Annotated in this window: 23 protein-coding genes and 2 tRNA genes; 5 read left to right on the forward strand and 20 right to left on the reverse strand. The window is 70.4% G+C overall.

What is annotated here, in order from left to right:
• Positions 1-549: 549 nt before the first annotated feature.
• Positions 550-774, forward strand: a complete 225-nt coding sequence (locus AB0A90_RS30305) for a hypothetical protein (RefSeq protein ID WP_357254541.1) — start codon at positions 550-552, stop codon at positions 772-774.
• 3 nt (positions 775-777) lie between these two features.
• Here the strand turns inward: AB0A90_RS30305 and AB0A90_RS30310 are convergent, their stop codons facing one another.
• Positions 778-1575, reverse strand: coding sequence for a carbon-nitrogen hydrolase family protein (locus AB0A90_RS30310; RefSeq protein ID WP_357254542.1), 798 nt, complete (start codon positions 1573-1575; stop codon positions 778-780).
• 38 nt (positions 1576-1613) lie between these two features.
• Positions 1614-2447, reverse strand: a complete 834-nt coding sequence (locus AB0A90_RS30315) for an EamA family transporter (protein WP_357254545.1) — start codon at positions 2445-2447, stop codon at positions 1614-1616.
• A gap of 41 nt (positions 2448-2488) precedes the next feature.
• On the opposite strand from AB0A90_RS30315, the gene AB0A90_RS30320 reads away from it, so the two are divergent.
• Positions 2489-3115 (forward strand): XRE family transcriptional regulator, encoded by a 627-nt coding sequence (locus AB0A90_RS30320; protein ID WP_357254546.1) that lies wholly within the window; start codon positions 2489-2491, stop codon positions 3113-3115.
• A 26-nt stretch (positions 3116-3141) separates the two neighbouring features.
• On the opposite strand, the gene clpX is transcribed toward AB0A90_RS30320, so the two are convergent.
• The 5 genes from clpX to AB0A90_RS30345 form a co-directional block, all read right to left on the reverse strand.
• Positions 3142-4437: an ATP-dependent Clp protease ATP-binding subunit ClpX gene (clpX, locus tag AB0A90_RS30325; RefSeq protein WP_145779357.1), complete on the reverse strand. Its 1296-nt coding sequence runs from the start codon at positions 4435-4437 to the stop codon at positions 3142-3144.
• A gap of 211 nt (positions 4438-4648) precedes the next feature.
• Positions 4649-5311 carry an ATP-dependent Clp protease proteolytic subunit gene (locus tag AB0A90_RS30330; RefSeq protein WP_007464109.1) on the reverse strand — a complete coding sequence of 221 codons (663 nt, stop codon included), beginning with the start codon at positions 5309-5311 and terminating at the stop codon, positions 4649-4651.
• A gap of 10 nt (positions 5312-5321) precedes the next feature.
• Positions 5322-5963: an ATP-dependent Clp protease proteolytic subunit gene (locus AB0A90_RS30335; RefSeq protein WP_007464111.1), complete on the reverse strand. Its 642-nt coding sequence runs from the start codon at positions 5961-5963 to the stop codon at positions 5322-5324.
• 246 nt (positions 5964-6209) lie between these two features.
• The gene (tig, locus tag AB0A90_RS30340; protein ID WP_357254549.1) at positions 6210-7556 is read right to left on the reverse strand and encodes a trigger factor; all 1347 of its coding nucleotides are present in this window, start codon (positions 7554-7556) and stop codon (positions 6210-6212) included.
• A 137-nt stretch (positions 7557-7693) separates the two neighbouring features.
• Positions 7694-7767, reverse strand: a tRNA-Pro gene (locus tag AB0A90_RS30345).
• A gap of 338 nt (positions 7768-8105) precedes the next feature.
• Here AB0A90_RS30345 and AB0A90_RS30350 point away from each other — a divergent pair.
• Positions 8106-8176, forward strand: a tRNA-Gly gene (locus tag AB0A90_RS30350).
• A gap of 201 nt (positions 8177-8377) precedes the next feature.
• Here the strand turns inward: AB0A90_RS30350 and AB0A90_RS30355 are convergent.
• The 7 genes from AB0A90_RS30355 to AB0A90_RS30385 all read right to left on the reverse strand — a co-directional run bounded on the left by AB0A90_RS30355 (position 8378) and on the right by AB0A90_RS30385 (position 13207).
• The gene (locus tag AB0A90_RS30355; RefSeq protein WP_357254552.1) at positions 8378-8875 is read right to left on the reverse strand and encodes a GNAT family N-acetyltransferase; all 498 of its coding nucleotides are present in this window, start codon (positions 8873-8875) and stop codon (positions 8378-8380) included.
• A 68-nt stretch (positions 8876-8943) separates the two neighbouring features.
• A complete protein-coding gene (locus tag AB0A90_RS30360) occupies positions 8944-9573 on the reverse strand; it encodes a hypothetical protein (RefSeq protein ID WP_357254554.1) in 630 nt (209 codons plus the stop codon).
• Positions 9574-9672: 99 nt separating this feature from the next.
• Entirely contained in the window at positions 9673-10269 is a 597-nt protein-coding gene (locus AB0A90_RS30365; RefSeq protein ID WP_357254557.1) for a hypothetical protein, read from the reverse strand.
• A gap of 117 nt (positions 10270-10386) precedes the next feature.
• Positions 10387-11229 (reverse strand): hypothetical protein, encoded by an 843-nt coding sequence (locus AB0A90_RS30370; RefSeq protein WP_357254561.1) that lies wholly within the window; start codon positions 11227-11229, stop codon positions 10387-10389.
• Entirely contained in the window at positions 11226-11735 is a 510-nt protein-coding gene (locus tag AB0A90_RS30375) for a SigE family RNA polymerase sigma factor (protein ID WP_357254564.1), read from the reverse strand. Before AB0A90_RS30375 ends, AB0A90_RS30370 begins: the two co-directional genes overlap by 4 nt.
• A gap of 171 nt (positions 11736-11906) precedes the next feature.
• Positions 11907-12452 carry a hypothetical protein gene (locus AB0A90_RS30380; protein ID WP_357254566.1) on the reverse strand — a complete coding sequence of 182 codons (546 nt, stop codon included), beginning with the start codon at positions 12450-12452 and terminating at the stop codon, positions 11907-11909.
• Positions 12453-12661: 209 nt separating this feature from the next.
• Complete coding sequence (locus tag AB0A90_RS30385; RefSeq protein ID WP_357254568.1) at positions 12662-13207, reverse strand: hypothetical protein; 546 nt, start codon at positions 13205-13207, stop codon at positions 12662-12664.
• 140 nt (positions 13208-13347) lie between these two features.
• Here AB0A90_RS30385 and AB0A90_RS30390 point away from each other — a divergent pair, with 140 nt between their 5' ends.
• Positions 13348-13689 carry a hypothetical protein gene (locus AB0A90_RS30390; protein WP_357254570.1) on the forward strand — a complete coding sequence of 114 codons (342 nt, stop codon included), beginning with the start codon at positions 13348-13350 and terminating at the stop codon, positions 13687-13689.
• Positions 13690-13739: 50 nt separating this feature from the next.
• On the opposite strand, the gene AB0A90_RS30395 is transcribed toward AB0A90_RS30390, so the two are convergent.
• The 4 genes from AB0A90_RS30395 to AB0A90_RS30410 all read right to left on the reverse strand — a co-directional run bounded on the left by AB0A90_RS30395 (position 13740) and on the right by AB0A90_RS30410 (position 16976).
• Positions 13740-14207, reverse strand: a complete 468-nt coding sequence (locus AB0A90_RS30395) for a ribose-5-phosphate isomerase (protein ID WP_357254572.1) — start codon at positions 14205-14207, stop codon at positions 13740-13742.
• 88 nt (positions 14208-14295) lie between these two features.
• A complete protein-coding gene (locus tag AB0A90_RS30400; protein ID WP_357254574.1) occupies positions 14296-15495 on the reverse strand; it encodes a DUF1015 family protein in 1200 nt (399 codons plus the stop codon).
• An 80-nt stretch (positions 15496-15575) separates the two neighbouring features.
• A complete protein-coding gene (locus tag AB0A90_RS30405; protein ID WP_357254576.1) occupies positions 15576-16151 on the reverse strand; it encodes a hypothetical protein in 576 nt (191 codons plus the stop codon).
• Positions 16152-16349: 198 nt separating this feature from the next.
• Positions 16350-16976 carry a disulfide bond formation protein DsbA gene (locus AB0A90_RS30410; protein WP_357254578.1) on the reverse strand — a complete coding sequence of 209 codons (627 nt, stop codon included), beginning with the start codon at positions 16974-16976 and terminating at the stop codon, positions 16350-16352.
• Between the two features lie 221 nt (positions 16977-17197).
• On the opposite strand from AB0A90_RS30410, the gene pepN reads away from it, so the two are divergent.
• Complete coding sequence (gene pepN / locus AB0A90_RS30415) at positions 17198-19747, forward strand: aminopeptidase N (RefSeq protein ID WP_357254579.1); 2550 nt, start codon at positions 17198-17200, stop codon at positions 19745-19747.
• A 180-nt stretch (positions 19748-19927) separates the two neighbouring features.
• On the opposite strand, the gene AB0A90_RS30420 is transcribed toward pepN, so the two are convergent.
• Both AB0A90_RS30420 and AB0A90_RS30425 read right to left on the reverse strand, forming a co-directional pair.
• On the reverse strand, positions 19928-20335 hold the full coding sequence (locus tag AB0A90_RS30420; protein ID WP_357254581.1) for a DUF5130 family protein: 408 nt from the start codon (positions 20333-20335) through the stop codon (positions 19928-19930).
• The gene (locus AB0A90_RS30425) at positions 20322-20618 is read right to left on the reverse strand and encodes a hypothetical protein (RefSeq protein ID WP_355032334.1); all 297 of its coding nucleotides are present in this window, start codon (positions 20616-20618) and stop codon (positions 20322-20324) included. The genes AB0A90_RS30420 and AB0A90_RS30425 overlap by 14 nt, the downstream gene beginning before the upstream one ends.
• Positions 20619-20626 lie beyond the last annotated feature (8 nt).

Here is a 20626-nt window from a genome sequence, read left to right on the forward strand (position 1 = left end):
TATAAATCATAATTGGCACTGGCTTTACAAGCACCCTGTTGAGTTCTCAAAGAACAACCACACACCGACCAGAAGCCCCACCTCAGTGGAACCCCGTTTCGGGGCAACCGCTCAAACCTACTTGGTCGAACTTTCATTGTCAACCTCATGTTCGAGGCGATCAATGTGGTTCGTCCGGACCCACGATGACGCACGCCGAACCCGGCGGTCGTTGCTGTCGTGGGAAGCCTCAGACCGGCCGATCGCCGCTTCGCGGCCATCCGCCCGGCTCCTGCCGGCTTCAGAACCTTACCCGGTCGGCTTCGCGTTCGCAACCCCGCTTCCGGGATGTTCCGCACCGCCCGATCCCCAGTCTCGCTCGGCCTCTCCGCCACGAGCCTGGCGCCCGTTCTCGGCCGGTTTGTCCGGCCTCCCCCGTGCAGAGAGAAAGTTACGCGGACGGCCCGGAGAAGGCAAATCAGGGTTCATCACTGGTTCGGATCGGCTGGTTCGCAACGGTCCCGGTACAGGCGGAGACGCGGGCCGTCCTGCCGTGCCAGAGTGTCTGACATGGATGAGTCCGGGCTCGGCACCACTGTGCTCGCCGAGGAGTCGCTGCTCGGCGTCCTCCTGCCGTTCTGGCAGGTGGTGATCGGTGCGGTCGTGCTCGTCGTACTGGTGCTCTCCGTGGGACGACTGGCCCGACGGGGCAAGTCCCGAATGACCACCGCGCTGCTGATAACCGCCGCGGCCATCGCCGGGTTCGCGGTCATCGGCGTCCTGCTGGAGGGCTGAGGCTCAGAGCCGCCGGTTGGCCAGGCTGGGCAGCTCGGCCCGGATCGCGGCGAGCCGGCCGAGGTCCAGGTCGACCACTGACACACCCGGGCCGTCCGGCACCTGGCTGAGGACCGTCCCCCACGGATCGACCACCATGCTGCGTCCGAAGCAGGTGCGGCCCGGGTCGTGGTCGCCGGTCTGGCCGGCCGCAGCCACGAAGCACTGGTTCTCGATGGCGCGGGCTCGCAACAGAACCTCCCAGTGGTCCCGGCCGGTGTGCATCATGAATGCCGCCGGGACCACCAGCAGCTGTGCCCCACCATCGGTGGCGAGCAGCCGGTACAGCTCCGGGAAGCGCAGGTCGTAGCAGATCGACAGGCCGACCCGCAGACCCTCGACATCCACCACCACCGGCTGAACCCCGGGTGCGACAGTCGCCGACTCCCGGTAGGAGACCCGGCCAGGGATCTCCACGTCGTACAGATGGATCTTGCGGTAGCTCGCGGCCAGACTGCCGGAGCGGTCGAAGACCAGAGACGTGTTCCAGGTGTGTTCCGGGTCCGGGCCGGCCTCGTGGAAGGAGCCGGCCACCAGCCAGATGCCGAGCCGCTGGGCGACCTCGGCGAAGAAGCTGCCGACCTCGCCGTCCACCGGCTCCGGCTCGGGCATCCCAGCGGCCGGGCCGAGGTAGTCGACGTACTCCGGCAGGACGGCGAGGTCCGCGCCGCCGGCGGCCGCGCGGCTCAGCAGGGCCTCCGCGGTGGCCAGGTTGGCCTTACGGTCGTCCCGGGCGTTGAGTTGGCAGACCGCGACGCGCATGAGCACAGGGTACGGCGGGGAGGGCGGCGCGGACAGCGTCACAGGCTGGCCAACACCAACGCACCGGCCGCGAAGCCGAGCCCGGTGATCTGGACGGCGCGCAGCCGTTCCCGGTCGACGGCCAACGCCAGCAGCACGGTGCTGGCCGGGTAGAGCGCGGCAAGCGCCGCGACGATGCTCAGGTGACCACGGGCAGCGGCGGCCAGGAACAGCGCGTTGGCGCCACTGTCGAGCAGACCGGCGACCGCCGCCCAGCCCAACTCCCGCCGCCCGAGGCGCAGCGGCGTCCGGGTGCCGACGGCCAGCGCGAGGCCAAGCGCGATCGAGCTTGCCCGAACCGCCGCCACCGGCCACATCCCCGCGCTCTCGTCGGCCTGGCCCAGGAGGGTGAAGAAGACACCGAACAGCGCCCCGGCGGCGAGGGCGAGCCCGACGAGCCGGGCCGGGATCGCTCGCCTGCCGCCGCTCTCCCCCAGGCTGACCAGGGCGATGGCCACCACCGCGAGGCCGGCGCCGGTGAGCGCCAGGGCACCCGGGAAGGACGCCGTGAAGAGACCGGCGACGATCGGCACCACTGCCGCGGTGATCGCGGTGATCGGTGCCACCACCGCCATCATCCCGCCCGCGAGAGCCCGGTAGAGCAGCATGATGCCGCCCCCGCCGGCCAGCCCGGCGAGCAGCCCCCAGCCGAGGTCACCGATGTGCGGGGTTCCGGGTACGGCAAGCGCCAACACGACCAGCAGCGGGACGCTCAGCAGTTGGGAGATCACGGTTACGGCGATCGGTGCGGCGTGCCGGGACGCCTTACCGCCGGAGAAGTCGGCCGTGCCGAACGCGAGGGCGGACAACGCGGCCAGGACAATGGGTATCATGCATGTGTCGTACCACAATAGTGACCGTGAGGGATAGTTTAATGACCGAGCCGAGTCCGGATCGGGTGGGCGCGGTTACGGCTGCGGTAGCCCGACAGGTACGCGACCTACGGGCCGCCCGAGGGTGGTCCTTCGACGAGTTGGCCGGTCGGTCCGGGGTGAGCAAGGGCATGCTCGTGCAGATCGAGGGCGCGCGTACCAACCCGAGCGTCGGCACGCTGTGCCGGGTCGCCGACGCGTTCGGCGTCAACATCGCCCAACTACTCGAACCAGCCGAGGAACGGGCCGTGAAGATCAGTTCAGCCGGGGAGGCGCCCGTGCTCTGGCAGGGCGAGCACGGCGGCACGGCCCGCCTGCTGAGCGGGTTGGGCGAGCCGGATCTCGTCGAGCTGTGGGACTGGCGGCTACTCCCCGGGGAGTCCCAGCGTTCCCTCGACCACCCACGTGGCACCCGCGAGGTGCTGCACATCCTGGACGGCACGGTGGTCGTCCGGGTCGACGGGCAGGACCATCCCGTCCGCGCCGGTGAGACCATCGAGATTCACGCCGATCGGGAGCACGGCTACCGCAACGACGGCGATGCCCCGGCCCGGCTGATGATGGTGACCGTCACCCCGTCGGGCGAATGGGACCGCCGGACGCGATCACGCCGGCCGCGTCAGGAGTAGAGCGGCCGGCGTGATGTCCGGTGGGATCAGGCCGACTTCTCCTCGCGGTCCCGCCGGGCCCGACGCCCGGTGAACTCGCGCGGAACGATTGTCGGGTTGACGTTCTCCAGGACCACCTCACGGGTGATCAACACTCGGGCGGCATCGGGGTTGCTCGGCACCTCGTACATCGCGGAGAGCAGCACCTCCTCGATGATCGCCCGCAGGCCACGGGCACCGGTGCCCCGCAGCATCGCCTGGTCGGCAATCGCCTCCAGCGCCGGCTCGTCGAACTCCAACTCGACACCGTCCAGCTCGAACAAGCGCTGGTACTGCCGGACCAGGGCGTTACGCGGCTCGGTGAGGATCCGCACCAGGGCGCTGCGGTCCAGGCTGCGCACGTTGGTGATCACCGGCAACCGGCCCACGAACTCGGGGATCAACCCGAACTTGAGCATGTCTTCCGGCATGACCTGGCTGAAGATGTCGTCGGTCGAGCGCTCGGAGACCGAACGGAGCCGGGCACCGAAACCGGTGCCGCCCTGCCCGGTGCGGGACTCGATGATCTGATCCAGACCAGCGAAGGCGCCACCACAGATGAACAGCACATTCGTGGTGTCGATCTGGATGAACTCCTGATGCGGGTGCTTACGCCCACCCTGCGGCGGCACGTTCGCCACCGTGCCCTCGAGCATCTTGAGCAGAGCCTGCTGCACACCCTCGCCGGAGACGTCCCGCGTGATCGACGGATTCTCCGACTTGCGGGCGATCTTGTCGACCTCGTCGATGTAGATGATGCCGGTCTCGGCACGCTTGATGTCGTAGTCCGCGGCCTGGATCAGCTTGAGGAGGATGTTCTCCACGTCCTCGCCGACGTAGCCCGCCTCGGTCAGCGCGGTGGCGTCGGCGATGGCGAACGGGACGTTCAGCATGCGGGCGAGGGTCTGCGCCAGGTGGGTCTTGCCGCACCCGGTGGGGCCGAGCAGCAGGATGTTGGACTTCGCCAGCTCGACGGCATCGCTGCCGGAGCCCGGCGCGTTGGCCGCCTCAGCCTGGATCCGCTTGTAGTGGTTGTAGACCGCGACCGCGAGCGCCTTCTTGGCCTGATCCTGCCCCACGACGTAGTTGTCGAGGAACTGGCAGATCTCCATCGGCTTGGGAAGCTCTTCCCACTTCACCTCGCCGGACTCGGCCAACTCCTCTTCGATGATCTCGTTACAGAGATCGATGCACTCGTCGCAGATGTAGACCCCTGGGCCCGCGATGAGCTTCTTGACCTGCTTCTGCGACTTACCGCAGAAGGAGCATTTCAGTAGGTCGCCGCCGTCACCGATCCGTGCCACCTACGTTCTCCCTGCACTCGTCGGCCGGAGACCCGGCCCTGACCTGCGGACGCTGCGCGCCGCCCGGTTTGGTTCACCCCACCGGCCCAACCGGCGAAGCGGTACGGACCCGACGTTACCCGCTGGCGGGGCATTCTCCGACCCCCAAAAGGGGTGTGTCAGAGGTCGGCCGGGAACTGCACGCCCCGGCCAACCTCTGACCCGGTACTGCTCAGCTGGCGGAGTGGGTCGCCAGCAGACCCTTCTTGCGGCTGGTCAGGATCGTGTCGACCAGCCCGTACTCCTTGGACTCCTCGGCCGTCATGATCTTGTCACGGTCGATGTCCTTGCGAACCTGCTCGATCGGGCGGTTGCAGTGGCGGGACAGCATGTCCTCCAACTGCGTCCGCATCCGCAGGATCTCCCGGGCCTGGATCTCGATGTCCGAGCCCTGCCCGTAGCCGCCCTCGGTGGCCGGCTGGTGGATGATGATCCGCGAGTTCGGAAGAGCCATCCGCTTACCCGCGGTGCCCGCCGACAGCAGCACCGCTGCCGCGCTGGCGGCCTGCCCGAGGCAGACCGTCTGGATGTCCGGACGGACGTACTGCATGGTGTCGTAGATCGCCGTCATCGCGGTGAACGAGCCACCCGGCGAGTTGATGTACATGATGATGTCGCGGTCCGGATCGGTGCCCTCGAGCGTCAGCAGCTGGGCCATCACGTCGTTGGCCGACGCGTCGTCCACCTGGACGCCGAGGAAGATGATCCGGTCCTCGAAGAGCTTGTTGTACGGGTTCGACTCCTTGACCCCGTACGACGTGCGCTCGACGAACGACGGCAACACGTAGCGGTTGTGCACGGCCGCGAACTGGGGCGGCAAGCTCAGATCGGTCATCGTCAGCTCCTCAGCTCAGGGTCCCGGCGCCATCCGGAACCTGTGCGGCCCCGATGATCACCTTGTCGATGAAGCCGTAGTCCATGGCCTCCTGGGCGGTGAACCAACGGTCCCGGTCCGAGTCCGCCTCGATCTGCGACTGACTCTGGCCGGTGTGGTGCGCGACCCGCTCCTGGAACATCCGCTTCGTGTAGAGCATCTGCTCCGCCTGGATGGCGATGTCGGACGCCGTGCCGCCCAGACCACCGGACGGCTGGTGCATCATGATCCGGGCGTGGGGCAGGGCGTACCGCTTGCCCTTGGTGCCCGCGCAGAGCAGCAGCTGGCCCATCGAGGCCGCCATGCCCATCGCCACGGTCGACACATCGTTGTCGATGAACTGCATGGTGTCGTAGATCGCCATGCCGGAGTAGACCGAGCCACCCGGCGAGTTGATCCACAGGTTGATGTCGCGGTCCGGGTCCTCCGCGGCGAGCAGCAGCAGCTGCGCGCAGATGCGGTTGGCGACCTGGTCGGTCACCTCACTGCCCAGGAAGATGATGCGTTCCTTGAGCAACCGGTTGTAGACCGAGTCGTCGAGGTTGCCAATGGAGTCGCCACCGCGCGCGTCAATCGCCCGGAGCGACTTCTTGGGGATGTGCATGTCGGTCATGGCAGCCCTTCGCTCTCCGTACCGTCTTTCCCGACACTAACCGCTGTGCGGGGCGGCAGAGTCCCGGTCGGGGCACTGTTCGCTCTCAGCGCAGCTGTGTCGAGGGCACCCGCGGCGCGGGCTTCCGGGCGTACCCGGCAACGCTGACTTCCGGGCGTACCCGGCAACGCTGACTTCCGGGCGTACCCAGAAATGGATTCGGCCGCCGTCCACCGCACAGCGGCGGACGGCGGCCGCACCCGACGATCAGTGGTCGTGGTTGTGCTCCGCCTCGTTGGCGGCACGGAGGGCGTCGAGGGTGACCTCGTTGCCGGCCGAGTCCTTGATCGTGATCCGCTCCATGACGGCGGCGAGCGCCTTGCCTCGCCGCACGTCGCCGAAGACCGCGGCGGCCGCGCCGGAGCGCACCAGCTGGTCGTAGTACTGCTGCGGAGCCATGCCGGCGCGCTGCGCCCGGTGCACGATCTCGTGCCCGAACTCGTCGTCGGAGACCTGCACGTCCTCCGCGTCGGCAAGCGTGTCCAGCAGGAGCTGGACCTTGACGCCCTCGGTCGCCGCCTCGGTCAGCTCGGCGTCGATCTGCTCCTCGGTCTTGTCCTCGGCCGCGAGGTATTCCTCCATCGAGGCGCCGATCCGCTCCAGCTGGTCGACCATCGCCTGCTTGCGGCTCTCGACCTCCTCGCGGACGACACCCTCCGGGGCCGGAATCTCGGCGGCCTCGACCAGCTGCGCGAGCGCCTTGTCGCGAGCCGCGTAGATCTGCTCGACCTGCTTGCCCTGGTTGACCCGGGCACGCAGGTCGCCGCGCAGCTCCTCGATCGTGTCGAACTCGCTCGCCATCTGGGCGAACTCGTCGTTCAGCTCGGGCAGCTCCTTCTCCTTGACCGTGCGCACGGTCACCGCCACCTCGGCGTCCCGGCCGGCGAAGTCGCCGCCGACGAGCTGGGTGGTGAAGGTGGTGTCGTCGCCGGCGGCAAGCCCGACGACGGCCTCGTCCAGACCGGGCAGGAGCTGCTTGCTGCCCACCTCGTGGGAGATGTTGCTCGCCTGGCCGCCCGGCACGTCCTCGCCGTCGACCGTGGCGTTCAGGTCGATCTGGACGTAGTCGCCCTCGGCGGCGGCCCGCTCGACGGTCTTGAGGGTCGCGAAACGCTCCCGCAGGTTCTTCACCTGCTCGTCGATCTCGCTCTCGTCGATCTGCAGCTCGTCGACGGTCACCTCGATGGAGGACGCGTCCGGGATGGTGATCTCCGGACGGACGTCGACCTCGGCGGTGAAGTTGAGCGAGTCACCGTCGTTGAACTCGGTGATCTCGACCTCGGGGCGCCCCAGCGTCTTGAGGTCGTGCTCGCGCACCGCGGCGAGGATGTTCTCCGGGATGGCCTCCTGCACCGCCTCGTTGAGGACGGTGCCGCGGCCGACCCGCTGGTCGATCACCGCGGTCGGCACCTTGCCCCGGCGGAAGCCCGGAACCTGGACCTGCGAACCGATCTCCCGGTACGCCTTCTTGAGGCTCGGCTCGAGCTCGACGAACGGCACCTCGATGGCGAGCCGCACGCGCGTCGGGCTCAGAGTCTCGACGGTGCTCTTCACAGGCGTACTCCTTGACGGATCTCAGTTGAGTCTGGGCGTGATTCAGCCCATCGAGTGTAGGCGAGCCGGCCTGACGCTCCGGCATCGCCCGGGAACCGCGGTGGCGGCACCCGGGGCGGCCCGGCCGCGGACGACAGTCGGGGTGGCGGGATTTGAACCCACGGCCCCTCGCTCCCAAAGCGAGTGCGCTACCAAGCTGCGCCACACCCCGTGGCGACGTGCAGTCTATGCCGTCGGCACGACTCAGGCGGTGCCGGGGCACCCACCACCCGGACACATCTTCCCAAACCGTCCGTATCACCCATGTAGCACGGCGCCGGGGCGGCCTCGGGGGCCTCGGCGGCCTCGGCGGGTGGAGATCCACACGACGTCATGAATCTCGCGGTATCCGGAGGCCGGAGAGACCACGACATCCGTGCCGTGGAGTGGATCTTCGGGCTGCGGCGGGGGGCGCACGCACAGCCCGGTGCCGCCGGGCGGTGACGTGGCTTCGCGGCCGGCAGAGACATTGGGTAAGCTGTCTGCGCACACCGTTTCGGCGGGGTGCACGCGGGCGTAGCTCAATGGTAGAGCTTCAGTCTTCCAAACTGACTACGCGAGTTCGATTCTCGTCGCCCGCTCGGCAATGGTGGCCCAGGTCAGGGATGGTTTCCGACCTGGGCCACATTCATGCCCATCGTGAATCCGTCCTGCTTGGCGAATCCGTCCCGGGACCGGCGCGACAGCCGGCCTCGACGGCACGACCAGCCCGCTGGCGATGGGTGACAGCCGCGCTCGGCACCCGGGACGCGGAGACGCCGTCCCGGATCACCTCGGACGTGTCACGACACGCGCGGCAACGCGAGCCAGTCCTGCCAGCTGATGTCCCGGCCCAGGTAACGGGGCTGCCGGAAGGGCCACTCGGTGGCGATCCACTGCGGCACCAGCGCGTCGAGCGCCCGCTCCGCCGCGCTGCCGACCAGGTCGTCCACCACCCACCAGGAAATCTCGCCGTCGGCGCCGACGCGCTCAGGCGGGTCGATGTAGACACATCCGAGGAGCGCCGTCTCCGCCTCGTCGAACAGCGCGTAGTTGAACGACTGGTGCGCGGCGATCTCCTTCTCGTGCCGCAGCAGGTCGGCGCGGTCCTCGTCATAGGTCATCGTCTCCGGGGGCCAGGCCCAGGCCGGGCCGAAGATCTCCCACAGGCGCTCTCGGGAGCCCATCACGGCGGGGTAGTCGAGCGCGGTGTCCGCCTCCCTGATCGGCCGCAGGTGCAGCGAGCTGTCGGGCACGGGCACGCGCACGGGGTGGACGAAGTCATCGGGCAACCAGCTCATGGGCCGAACTATCGCCGGTGGGTGCGGGGTGGTCCAGGGGTTTACGCGCCGCGGCGGACCACAGAAGATCAGCAGGAGCTGGAGATCCTGGTGACGTGGGGGCGGACGGCCAGGCACCGGTGGCGCAGGTTGAGCTGGGCGATGGCCTCCGCGTACCTGCCGTGGTGGACGTCGGTCAGGACCACCATCGGGTAATGGGCGTCCGCAGCAGTGAGTGCGCTGATCGGCAGGGAGAGGTGGAACAGTTTGCGGATCTCCACCAGTGCCCTCACCCCGGGACGGTGGGTGACCAGGACGTCGATCGGCCCGGTCGACGCTGCCGTATCCCCGAGATCTTCGGCCGAGTCGATCGACCGGAAGCCGTCCGCCGCCAGGAGCGACAACTGACCGGCAGGTGTGCCGTCGACGGTGCCCACCGCTCCGAGGCCGATGAGGACGACCTCGGGATCGCTGTCGTTCCGCGCGACGAAGAGGCCGACGCCGCCGCCGTCGTCCCCGATCAGCAACAGGTCAGGTGCGTAGTCCGGGATCTCGTACGTGCGGTTGCGTTCGGCGATCTCGTCCGGACCGTAGACGGACACGTCGGCTGCGGCGTCCACCGGCCGCTCACCCGTCCACACGTCGAGCAGCGCCTCCGGCGGCCGGACGCCAACCTGGGCCTCGACCTGCTTGGCGAGCGACTCCCGATCGTCGTCCACGAAACGCTCCCGGTCCCGACGGCCCAAACGGCGCTGATGCTGTTGAAGTGAACCATTCTCATCGCGATCAGGGGTCGCCACGACCCGACCGGACCACGATCACGGACGACTCATCGACCCGGTCCATCGGGCCGGGTCAAGCCCAGGCATCCCCGAACCGCGGGCCGGGCGACGGCGCACGTGGTAGGCGCAGGCCAGGGCGAGCACTATCGGTCCCCAGAGCGCTATCGGGCTGATGCACACCATGGCCAGCGCCTGCCACCAGCCGTTCTCGTACGCCACGCCGTCGGACACACCGACCCAGGTGAGCGCCATCCAGCCCGAGACCGTGGTCAGAAGCAGTCCCCCGACCACGGCCGGGACAACCGTCGCCATGGACGGCACACGTCGGCCACCGATGACCGGGATCCAGCTCGGGACCACCTCGCCCCAGCCGCGCACCAGACCGATGCTGAGCAGCGCCAGCAACTCGGTGAGCACACTGAGTCCGAAGACGTACGGAATGGCGATCCACAACGGTGACACGGGTGCGTCGTCGAGCTGACCCATGTCGAAGTTGAAGGCAAACGGCAACCTCCACAGGCAGGAGGGAAGCAGCAACCAGGGAAGCGCGTAGGCGGCACGGAGCGCCCAGCGTGGCACGGGCTGTTCGGTGTCGCTGCTGGCCGGGGCCGCGTGCAACAGGGTGATCGCCATATGCCAAATCCTTCACCGGCGTCGACGACAGCTGATCCCCGGTGAGGACCAGTCACCTCCCCCGCGCGAGCTAGGGCGCGGCGCCGGCCGGGCATCCCCGAGCCGGTGCCGCACGGGTCAGCGCAGGTGGAATCGTTCGTCGACCGCGAGGGCCGCCAGTTGCGGCACGGAGAACGGCAAGGTGGTCAACCCCGGCCGACTCTCGTCGAGCTTCGCGCCCTGCGCCACGTAGACCACCACGCCGTCCGGGTGCCGGTAGGCAGACCACTGGTCGAGCCGGTCGTCGTTGCCCGGTCGGACCACCACGCCGACCTGCGCCGCCCCGACCGTTTCGAGCTGGCATTCGCCCTGCATGCCCCAGAAGTCGCGGGCCAGGGCGCACGGGTCGGTCGGCAACTGGGTGCCGGCGTCGTGCACCTCGACGATCACGCGCCCGGTGCGGTTGCCCTTGGCCACGGCGACCGAGGACAGGTAACTCCACCTGTCGACGCCGTCCACCTTCTCCTCGAACTGCGCCTGGTGGGTCCGCAACGTCCGCTGGTCGGCGGGCTGGCTCGCCGGATCCTCCGGCGCGGTGTAGCCGGTGGGCACCACGGCGACGACCTCGTTGAGCAGGTGGACGCCCCGGTCGTGCTGGGATCCGGCCCGCGCCGTCCGGTCCTCCTGCGGTTTGCCGTCCGGTCCGGTCGGCCACGGCTCCTTGGTGTCCCCCGTCGCGTCCAGAGACACCAGTGGCCCCCGGCCCGCCGGTTGGTAGACGAGGTCGTCCGGAGTGGTGACGACCGCGAAGCCGGTGACCGCCAGCACGACGGCCGCCGATCCGAGCGACGTCCACAACGCGCGGCGGCGGAACTGTGCCCGACGTGCGGCGGCGAGCGCGGCACCCGTACTCAATGGTGGTGGCGGGGTGGTGTTCGCCATCTCGCCGCGCAACGCGTCGCGCAACTCTTGTCCGTTCATCGCTCCCCCATCTCGATCCCGCTGTAAGTGGGTGCCAGGAGGCCGCGCAGCGTGTCGAGCCCGCGTGCCGCCTGGCTCTTCACCGTCCCTGGAGAGCAGTCCAACAGCCCTGCGACGTCCTCGATCGACTGGTCCTCCCAGTAGCGGAGAACCAACACCGCCCGTTGGCGCGGTGCGACGCGGGCCAGGGCCTCAAGCAGCACCAGCCGACTCTCCGGCGAGTCGGGAGCGATCACCTGTTCGGCGTCTTCGCCCCCCACCCGTTCGCGCCGCCACCAGCCGCGACGCCGCTCGTCGAGGAACGTCCGGACCAGGATCTGCCGGACGTAGCTGTCGAGCACCTCGTGCCGCGAGATCCGGTGCCAGACCCGGTAGAGCTTGACGAACGTGGTCTGCACCAGGTCTTCCGCCCGGTGCCAGTCGCCGCACAGCAGGTACGCCGTGGCGCGCATGGCAGCGGAGCGTGCCGCGAAGTACTCGGCGAACGCCTCGTCGCGATCGCTCATTCAGGCCTCCGATTCCCGTTTCGAGATAGACACGCGGGGTCTCACCCGGGGGGTTGCCTCGCAACTCGTGCGTGTCTCGGAGGGATCAACGCCGAACGGGCCGCCGAGGCGACAAACCCCGACGACGGGCGTCACTCACCAGCACCCGATCGCGCGGGCGGCGCTGTCGGCTCAGGCGAAGTCGCGGCGCTTCAACTTGGCCCGCCGGCCGTCCGGGTGGTGCCAGACGATCCCCTCGTACCGGGGGTGCGCCAGCAGCCAGTCACGCAGACCGTCCAGGTCACGCGGCACGTCGAACTGTTCGGCGTCGGCGTGCGGCACGAGCTCGTGGCCCCGTACCCCCTCGGGGTTGCCGTTGATCTTCGGGCCGATCAGTTCGTAGGTGCCGGGAGGCCGCCGTTCCGGCCCGGCGGCGGCCAGGGCCTCGGCGTGGTACCTGGCGTACGGCGACTGCTCGACCGGCTCCCAGCCCATGGTCTTGCCCGTCACGTCGTCGGTCATCACCGGGCGGTAGCCCGACGGCTGCGGCCGGCCCGGCCGCACCTCGCGCCGCGCCCACCACACGCCGTCCTCGTCGAGCAGCACACAGGTGCCGTCGTACTTTCGCGTCGACGTCCCCTCCCCGTCGAGGACCCACTGGCAGGTGGGGTTGACCTCGGGCAGGACGTGCCTGCGGTCGTCGGGGTCGCGGAGAAAGAGGGTGGGAATCTTCTTCACCCGAGCATGGTCCCATCGGCCCGAAGCGATTTATCGCGGGAACTGGGGTCCTGGACGCGAGACGGACCGGTCCCCGCACGGATGAACCGTGGCCAGCGGGGTATGCGGCGGCCCTGTCTGGTGGAGGAGACGACCGGCCTCGCGGCGTGCCGCGAGGCCGACGCCCGGGCGGGCGGCGCTCGCCGGCCGCCTGGGCGTTTCCCCGATCCTCAGTTCGAGGAGATCCAGTTCCAGGCCGAGACGACCCACTCGGTCTGCTGGAGCCACGCCACACCCAGGCCGACGAGGAACACCGCCGTCGCCAGGTGGGCACCGCGGGCGCTGCGCCGCACCCGTCCGAGCTGCCGCTCCCACACCACCCGGCCGACCAGCCGGGACAGGGCGAACAGGCCGACCGCCACCAGCAGGCTGAGCACCAGCACCAGCACCGGACCAGTCAGGTCGCCCTGGCCGGAGAGCGCCCAGATCCCCCAGCAGACGAACGCGAACAACCCGGCCGCCGCGCTCCACTCACCGCCGCGGCGCAGTTGCGCCATCCGCCAGCTCAGGGGCCGACGCGGGGCCGGCTCACCGGGCCAGCCGGTGCCGGTCGGCTCCTGCTCGACCACCGGGAACGGCTCGGTCCGCGGGGTGCGCGCCTGACCTACCGGGGCCACGCCCCGGCGGAACGCGTCACGCTGCGGCGGCACCCCGACGCCGGCCTGCGGTGGCACCTCCACGGTCCGCTCCGCCCACGGCTGCGTCTGGTCTGCCATCTCGTCCTCCCCCTGACCGACGGCATCACCGCCGCCTGAATCCGAGGGTAACCAGCCGGCAAACAGGTCGCCGACCCCGCCCGGGACGCGCAGCGGCACGACAGTGCCGAATCGCACGCCGGGCAGGGTACGGTCGGCGGATGGGTGACCCCGACCGACGACGGCGACGGCTACGCCACCACCCCGACCCGGAGCCGGCCGGTCGGAGCACCGACACCCCGACGGCCAGCACCGCAGGTGGGCACGACGGCGACAACCCGCCCCCGCGCCGCCGCAACTACGGCGGCGACGAGCGCGACGGCGAGCGGGGCCTGCGCGGGTTGGTCGGTTCCGGTTCGTCCCAGGTGGGGCTCAGCGCCGCGCTCCGGGCCCGGGACGCCGCCCGACCCAGCGACGACGACCTGGCCGAGGCGGAGGCCCGGGTGGTGGTCGTCCGACGCAACTGGGTGCCCCGCGAGGAGTTGCCCCGCTCGCCGCGCTGACTGCCGCCCCGGGCGGGGACGCCGGTGCCGGAGCCGGAAGCGCCGGCCGGTCAGGGCAGGTCGGGCAGCTGCCGGGTCTTCTCGTAGTCGGCCACCTGGGTGATCCGGCGGGCATGCCGCTCGTTGCCGGAGAACGGCGTGTTGAGGAACGCCTCGACGATGCCCGTGGCGTCGTCCAGCGTGTGCTGGCGGGCGCCGATCGCGACCACGTTCGCGTCGTTGTGCTGACGGGCCAGTTGGGCGGTCTCCACGCTCCACGCCAGCGCGGCGCGGACCCCGGCGACCTTGTTCGCGGCGATCTGCTCACCGTTGCCGGACCCACCGATGACCACACCGAGGCCCGTCTCGTCGGCCACCACCTGGTCGCCGGTGTGCAGGCAGAACGTCGGGTAGTCGTCGTCCGGGTCGTAGCTGTGCGGGCCGACGTCGACCACGTCGTACCCCTGTTTGGCCAGGTGGTTGGCCAGGTGCACCTTCAACTCGAAACCGGCGTGATCGGATCCCAGGTAGACGCGCATACCGCGCAGTCTCTCAGGCCGTGCTCTCCGACGACGCGCGGGCGGCGTCGGAGAGCCGGGTTCGTCACACGGTCGGGTGCGGGACCGCTCAGCGCGGCAGCTCGGCGACGACCAGACCGCCGCGCGCCTTCGGGGTGAACCAGGTGCTCTTGCGGGGCATCTTCTCCCGGGCGAGGTTTACCGCGACGAAGTCCGCCACGGTCACCGGCGCGATCAGGACCGCCAACTCGGCCCGTCCGGCATCGACCTCACCGGTGAGCCAGCTCGCCGGGTAGTCGCCGCCGACGTAGGTGATCCGCTTGTCGCCCGGGTCCAGACCGAGCGCGTCGCGCAGCAGCAGCCGCTCGACCAGGGCGTGGTCCAGGTTCTCCAGGTCGCCGGCCGCCGTGGCGGGCAGGCGCACCGCGTACCCCTGGTCGCCGAGGCGGAGGTGCACGGTGCCGCCGGCCGCCGGGACCTCGACCGGGCCGTCGATCGGCGCGACCTCGGCGCCCGCCGCCCGCAGCCGGTCGAGCAGCTCGGCCGGTGTGGTGGTCAGCTCGCTGACCAGCCGGTTGTAGGGCTGGATGGCGACCGACGCGGGCGTGGTGACCACGGCCAGGAAGCGCGGCAGCCCGCCGGTCTGTGCGGCCAGGCTGCGGTGGTTACCGTCGGCGACGACCAGCTCCCCACCACCGGCGAGAGCGGTGAGCGTGGCCTGCTCCGGGCCGGGGCCGAGCAGCCAGATGGCATGGGTGCGGCCCGCCTGGTCGGTGTCCGTCGCGGCGGGCGCGCCGGCCGTCTCGGTCGCCGCCGCGAGCGCGGCGTGCAGCTCGTCGCCGCGCCCGGTCTGCAACAGGAGTACGGGTGAGAGCAGGTGACCAAGCGCCTCGGCCAACGCCACCCGCTCGCGCACCTTGGCGATGAAGACGTCCTCGTTGCGGATGACCAGACCGGGCTCGTCGGCCCGGGTGGAGATCTGGTCGGTGTCCACCATCGCGAACAGCCCGTACGCCGACTCCTCGCCGGGCGCGCTGATCCGGTAGAGCACGACCACCTGCTCGGCGGGTGTGTAGCTGCCGTCGGCCTTCGCCTCGGCGAGGCGGGCCACCGCGTCCGGCAGCGCGTCGAGGAACGACGTGCCCAGACTCTGTGGGGCGCGATGCGGCATCTCGATGCCGAGAGCACTGTGCGGGTTCGCCTCGATGATCGCGGTGATCTCCGCGTCGTCGGCGAACTCGTCGTAGTTTTGCGCGCCGGTGCCACCAGTGGTGACCCACGCCCGGGAGATCGGATGCACGACGGTCATGCCCACTGACGCTACCGGCGGCGGTGTCGCCACCGACGGGGACCCGCGCGGGGGTCCACCAGATGAAAGCGCCGAGCCGGTCAGCTGGCGCGGTCGGAGGCGCCCCGGCGGTGCCTGCCTGCCGCCGGTCCGGCGTTGCCCCGTCGACCGATCGCGGCCGGCCCGGTGTTCACGGCGCGGCGGGGCGACGCGGGCGGCCCCGGTACCGGACGGTCGGGAGGCGGGGACGGCACGGGACGCGGGCTCAACGGCGGCGTCGGCACCGGACGCGGAGCGGTGGGTGCCGGCGGGGGCGGCGCGGGTTCGGCCGGTGCGGCAGCCGACGGCAGGACCGGAGCCGACGCCACGGCGGCAGCCACCGCCGCGACCGGCGGTAGCGGCGCAACCGGCGGTAGCGGCTCGAGCGCCGGTGCCACCGGTGGCGCGGAACCGGCAAGCGGTGCCGCGGGCTCGACCGGGGTCAGCCGTGAGGTCACCGGAACCCGGGCCACGCCGACCACGATGGGCGGCGCGAGCAGATCCACCATGTGGGCGGGAAGGTCGGGGCGGACCGCCGGCCAGCGGGAGTCGTCGACCGACCAGTAGGCCGCGCCGGGAGTCTCGATCACCCCCGGTCGGGTCAGTTGATCGTCACCGGACGCACGGTGCTTGGCCATCGGGAATGCCTCCACGAACTGCGGGGTGCGGCCCTGCGGGTCGCTGCGGCGGACATGCAGGCCAACGACGCGGGCAGTCTCCCGGTGACGGGGCGGGCACCGCCGACCCACGACACGCCGAGCGAACGTGCGTGGCGCCGTGCCGTCGGGACGACCGCCCTGCCAACGCCGGGCGTTGACAGGGCAGCCCTCCGCAGCTCAGTCGAAGATCGGGCTCTGCTCGCGGGTGCGCTTGAGCTCGTAGAAGCCCGGGGTGCCGGCGACCAGCAGGACGCCGTCCCAGAGTCGCCCGGCGGCCTCCCCCTTCGGGGCCGGGGTGATCACCGGGCCGAAGAACGCGACCGGCGTGCCGTCCGGGCCGGGCGCGTGGACGACCGGAGTGCCGACGTCCTGCCCGACCGGGCGCATGCCGGCCTCGTGGCTGGCCCGCAGCGCCTCGTCGTAGTCGGTGCTCTCGGCGGCCGCCGCCAGCGCCGGGTCCAGGCCGGCCTCGGTCAGCGCGGCGACGTAGAGCTCGTGGCGCCGCTCCTCCTTGCCGAGGTGGATCCGGGTGCCGAGCGCGGTGTAGAGCGGACGCAGGGCGTCGTTGCCGTACCGCTGCTCGGCGGCGATGCAGACCCGCACCGGCCCCCAGGCGGTCTTCAGGAACTCCTTGTAGTCCTCGGACAGCTCGTCCCGGCCGTCGTTGAGCACGGACAGGCTCATCACGTGGAAGCGGATGTCCACGGCACGGATCTGCTCGACCTCGAGCAGCCAGCGGGACGTGATCCAGGCCCACGGGCAGGCCGGGTCGAACCACATGTCGGCGGTGACACGTTCGGTCACGGTGAGATCCCTTCGCAACGGGGGCGCCGGCGGCGGTCGGCGTCTCAGGAGAATCTTCACCCCGAAGCGCATCGACCGGCACTCGAATGAGAGCGTGACCTCGGCCACCGGGACGGGGCCTTCATGGAAGACTCGAATCGAGCCGGCCGTCACGAGCGGTAGGCGAACGGGCGCCGCCGGGCGTACGGCGAGATGTGGGATGGAGAGAAACAGTGCCGGGAGTGCGCAACCTGACGCAGGTCGAGGCGACCGAGCGGGCCCGCCTGCTCAACGTGACGGGGTACGACATCAGTCTGGACCTGTCGAGCGCCGTGCTGGCGGCCGACGGCCGCACGTTCCGGTCGACGACCGAGGTCCGGTTCCGTTGCAGCGAGCCCGGCGCGAGCACGTTCATCGAGCTGGCGGCCGAGTCGGTGCGGTCCGCGACGCTGAACGGCACGCCCGTCGACCTCTCCGACTGGTCGGCCGAGAAGGGTCTGGTCCTGTCCGCGCTGGCCAGCGACAACACCCTGGTCGTCGAGGCCGACTTCAGTTACTCCAACAGCGGGCAGGGACTGCACCGGACGGTCGACCCGGTGGACGGCGAGACGTACCTGTACAGCCAGTTCGAGACGGCCGACGCGCAGCGGGTGTTCGCCTGCTTCGACCAGCCCGACCTGAAGAGCGTCTACACCTGGCACGCCACCGTGCCGGCGCACTGGCGGGCGGTGTCCAACATGCCGGTGCAGCGCGAGGAGCCCGCGGGTGAAGGGCTCAAGACGCTGCACTTCGCCGAGTCGCCCCGGATGAGCGCCTACATCACGGCCCTGTGCGCCGGGCCGTACCACGAGGTGCGCGACAGTCACGACGGCATCGACCTGGGGGCGTTCTGCCGGGCGTCGATGGCGCAGTACCTGGACACCGACGACCTGTTCCTGATCACCAAGCAGGGCTTCGACTTCTTCCACGAGAAGTTCGGCGTGCGCTACCCGCTGCCGAAGTACGACCAGCTCTGGGTGCCCGACTTCAACGCCGGCGCGATGGAGAACTTCGGCTGCGTGACGCACGCCGAGTCGCACTACCTGTTCCGCTCGCAGGTCACCGACTTCGAGTACGAGCAGCGGGCCAACACGATCCTGCACGAGCTGGCCCACATGTGGTTCGGCGACCTGGTCACCATGCGCTGGTGGAACGACCTGTGGCTCAACGAGTCCTTCGCCGAGTGGGCCAGCCACTGGTGCAACACCAACGCCACCCGGTTCACCGAGGCGTGGACGACGTTCCTGTCCATCCGGAAGAACTGGGGCTACCGGCAGGACCAGCTCTCCTCCACGCACCCGGTCTACACCGAGATGCCGGACATGGAGGCCGTCGAGGTCAACTTCGACGGCATCACCTACGCCAAGGGCGCGAGCGTGCTCAAGCAGCTCGTCGCGTACGTGGGTGAGGAGCCGTTCGTCGCCGGCCTGCGGGCCTACTTCGGCAAGCACGCCTGGGGCAACGCCACCTTCGACGACCTGCTCACCGAGTTGGAGGCCGCGTCCGGCCGGGAGCTGCGCAAGTTCGCCGCGCAGTGGTTGGAGACCGCGCAGGTCAACACGCTGCGACCGGAGGTGACCATCGGCGCGGACGGCACCTACGAGCAGGTGGCGGTCCTGCAGGAGGCACCGACCGCGTACCCGACGCTGCGCACGCACCGGATCGGCGTGGGCCTGTACGACCTGGCCGACGGGCGGCTGGTGCGCCGCGAGCGGTACGAGGTGGACGTGACCGGCGAGCGGACGGACCTCGCCGAGCTGCGCGGCGTCCGGGCCGCCGACGTGCTGCTGCTCAACGACGACGACCTGAGCTACACCAAGCTGCGCCTCGACGATCGCTCGATGGCGACCGTGGTGCAGCACATCGGTGGCTTCGAGTCGTCGCTGGCGCGGGCGCTCTGCTGGACCGCGGCCTGGGACATGATCCGCGACGCGGAGCTGTCCGCCCGCGACTACGTGGCGCTCGCGCTGAGTGGGCTGCCCGCCGAGACCGACATCAACCTGGTCACCGCGACCCTGCGGCAGGCGACCACCGCGCTCACCCTCTACGCCGACCCGGCCTGGGCGCCGACCGGCTGGGCCGATCTGGCCCGTACCGCCCGGGACGCGCTCGCCGCCGCCGAACCCGGCAGCGGGTTCCAGCTGGCCTGGGCCCGTGCGTTCACCTCGGCGGCCCGCTCCGACGAGGACCTGGCCACGCTGCGCGGCTGGCTGGACGGCACGGGTGCGCCGGCCGGGTTGACCGTGGACACCGAGCTGCGCTGGTCGGTCCTCGCCGCGCTGGTGGCCAACGGCGCCGCCGGCGCCGCCGAGATCGAGGCGGAACTGGCCGGTGACCGTACCGCCAGTGGCGAACGGGAGGCGGCGTACGCGCACGCGCTGGTGCCGACGGAGGAGAACAAGGCAGCCGTGTGGGCGCTGCTGACCGGCCCCGACGCGCTGCCCAACTGGCGGCACCGGGCGCTGTTGCAGGGCCTCGCCCACCCGGCGCAGGTGGAGCTGATCACCCCGTACCGGGAGAAGTACTTCGCGGCGATCGGCCAGGTGTGGGCCACCCGGGACAGCGAGCCGGCGCAGGAGTTCGTGCAGCTGGCGTACCCGGTCTACCTGGTGGAGGACGAGACGGTGGCGGCCACCGACGCGTGGCTGGCCGGCGACGGGCATCCCGGCCCGCTGCGCCGGCTGGTCGCCGAGGGCCGCGACGGCGTGGTGCGGGCACTCAAGGCCCGCGCGAAGGACGCGCCACAGAGCTGACCAGGGAGTACGCGGCCCGGTGCCGGCGTGGACGCAAGTCCTCGCCAGCATCGGGCCATCACCTCGGAAGATCGTGCTCGAACACGGAAACAGGGGCCTCAGCCGCAGCCGAGGCCCCTGTTTCCTGGATCGAGCACGATCTAGCTAGCGGGCGTGCGCGTCGTACCTACGTGGGAGGGCTCAGCCCTTGCCGGCGTGGCTGGCGAGCTGGTCGAGGCCGTTGATGATGCCGCCGGCCAGGTCGCCGCCGCTGAACGCACCCGCCATGGAGAGCGCGGCCAGTTTGGCGTACGTGTCGGGGATGCGCTTGCGCGCGTAGCGCCCGGTGATGATCTCCAGCTGGCGCTGGTTGGGCGACACCGCGATCAGCACCGACTTGTCGGGGTCGGCGAGCTGGCGGTGCAGCCGCTGGGCGTGCTCCCGGATCGGCTCGTCGAGACCGCCGACGAAGACCGAGAAGACCAGGCCGGTGCCCTTGTCGGCCAGGCGCAGCGCCTCGTCGATGCGCAGCAGCTGGCGGGTCGAGAAGGGCCCGTCCAGCACCTCGGGCGGATTTTCCGTCCCGGTCTGCTTCTCACCAACGGTCACTTGCGCCTCCGGTTCCACCGGCCGGCGCGTCGACGCTGGCCTGCTCAAGCTTGTGGCTGGTCAGCGCGGGCGCCTGCGCCCCCGCCGTCAGCGCGGTGCCGGCCGAGTCGGCCAGCTGCTCCGGACGGCCCAGGAACCAGACCGGAGTGAAGTCGAAGGGCCGGCCCGGCCGGTAGCGCTTGGCGCCACCGCCACCGCCGGTGGCACCCCCACGGCTACCGGCGTACGACAGGCCGGCGATGACCAGCACCGCGGCCAACGGGATGCCGACGAAGACCAGCAACGTCTCGG

The sequence above is a fragment of the Micromonospora sp. NPDC049204 genome (assembly GCF_040647935.1).
Classification (GTDB): Bacteria; Actinomycetota; Actinomycetes; order Mycobacteriales; family Micromonosporaceae; genus Micromonospora.

Coding starts and splice junctions, on each gene's coding strand:
- AB0A90_RS30310 (WP_357254542.1), bottom strand. CDS start 1,575: ATGCGCGTCGCGGTCTGCCAACTCAACGCCCGGGACGACCGTAAGGCC.
- AB0A90_RS30405 (WP_357254576.1), bottom strand. CDS start 16,151: ATGGCCAAGCACCGTGCGTCCGGTGACGATCAACTGACCCGACCGGGG.
- AB0A90_RS30320 (WP_357254546.1), top strand. CDS start 2,489: ATGACCGAGCCGAGTCCGGATCGGGTGGGCGCGGTTACGGCTGCGGTA.
- AB0A90_RS30385 (WP_357254568.1), bottom strand. CDS start 13,207: ATGGCAGACCAGACGCAGCCGTGGGCGGAGCGGACCGTGGAGGTGCCA.
- AB0A90_RS30400 (WP_357254574.1), bottom strand. CDS start 15,495: ATGACCGTCGTGCATCCGATCTCCCGGGCGTGGGTCACCACTGGTGGC.
- AB0A90_RS30355 (WP_357254552.1), bottom strand. CDS start 8,875: ATGAGCTGGTTGCCCGATGACTTCGTCCACCCCGTGCGCGTGCCCGTG.
- AB0A90_RS30330 (WP_007464109.1), bottom strand. CDS start 5,311: ATGACCGATCTGAGCTTGCCGCCCCAGTTCGCGGCCGTGCACAACCGC.
- AB0A90_RS30395 (WP_357254572.1), bottom strand. CDS start 14,207: ATGCGCGTCTACCTGGGATCCGATCACGCCGGTTTCGAGTTGAAGGTG.
- AB0A90_RS30315 (WP_357254545.1), bottom strand. CDS start 2,447: ATGATACCCATTGTCCTGGCCGCGTTGTCCGCCCTCGCGTTCGGCACG.
- AB0A90_RS30335 (WP_007464111.1), bottom strand. CDS start 5,963: ATGACCGACATGCACATCCCCAAGAAGTCGCTCCGGGCGATTGACGCG.
- AB0A90_RS30375 (WP_357254564.1), bottom strand. CDS start 11,735: ATGAGCGATCGCGACGAGGCGTTCGCCGAGTACTTCGCGGCACGCTCC.
- AB0A90_RS30390 (WP_357254570.1), top strand. CDS start 13,348: ATGGGTGACCCCGACCGACGACGGCGACGGCTACGCCACCACCCCGAC.
- AB0A90_RS30365 (WP_357254557.1), bottom strand. CDS start 10,269: ATGGCGATCACCCTGTTGCACGCGGCCCCGGCCAGCAGCGACACCGAA.
- AB0A90_RS30305 (WP_357254541.1), top strand. CDS start 550: ATGGATGAGTCCGGGCTCGGCACCACTGTGCTCGCCGAGGAGTCGCTG.
- AB0A90_RS30370 (WP_357254561.1), bottom strand. CDS start 11,229: ATGAACGGACAAGAGTTGCGCGACGCGTTGCGCGGCGAGATGGCGAAC.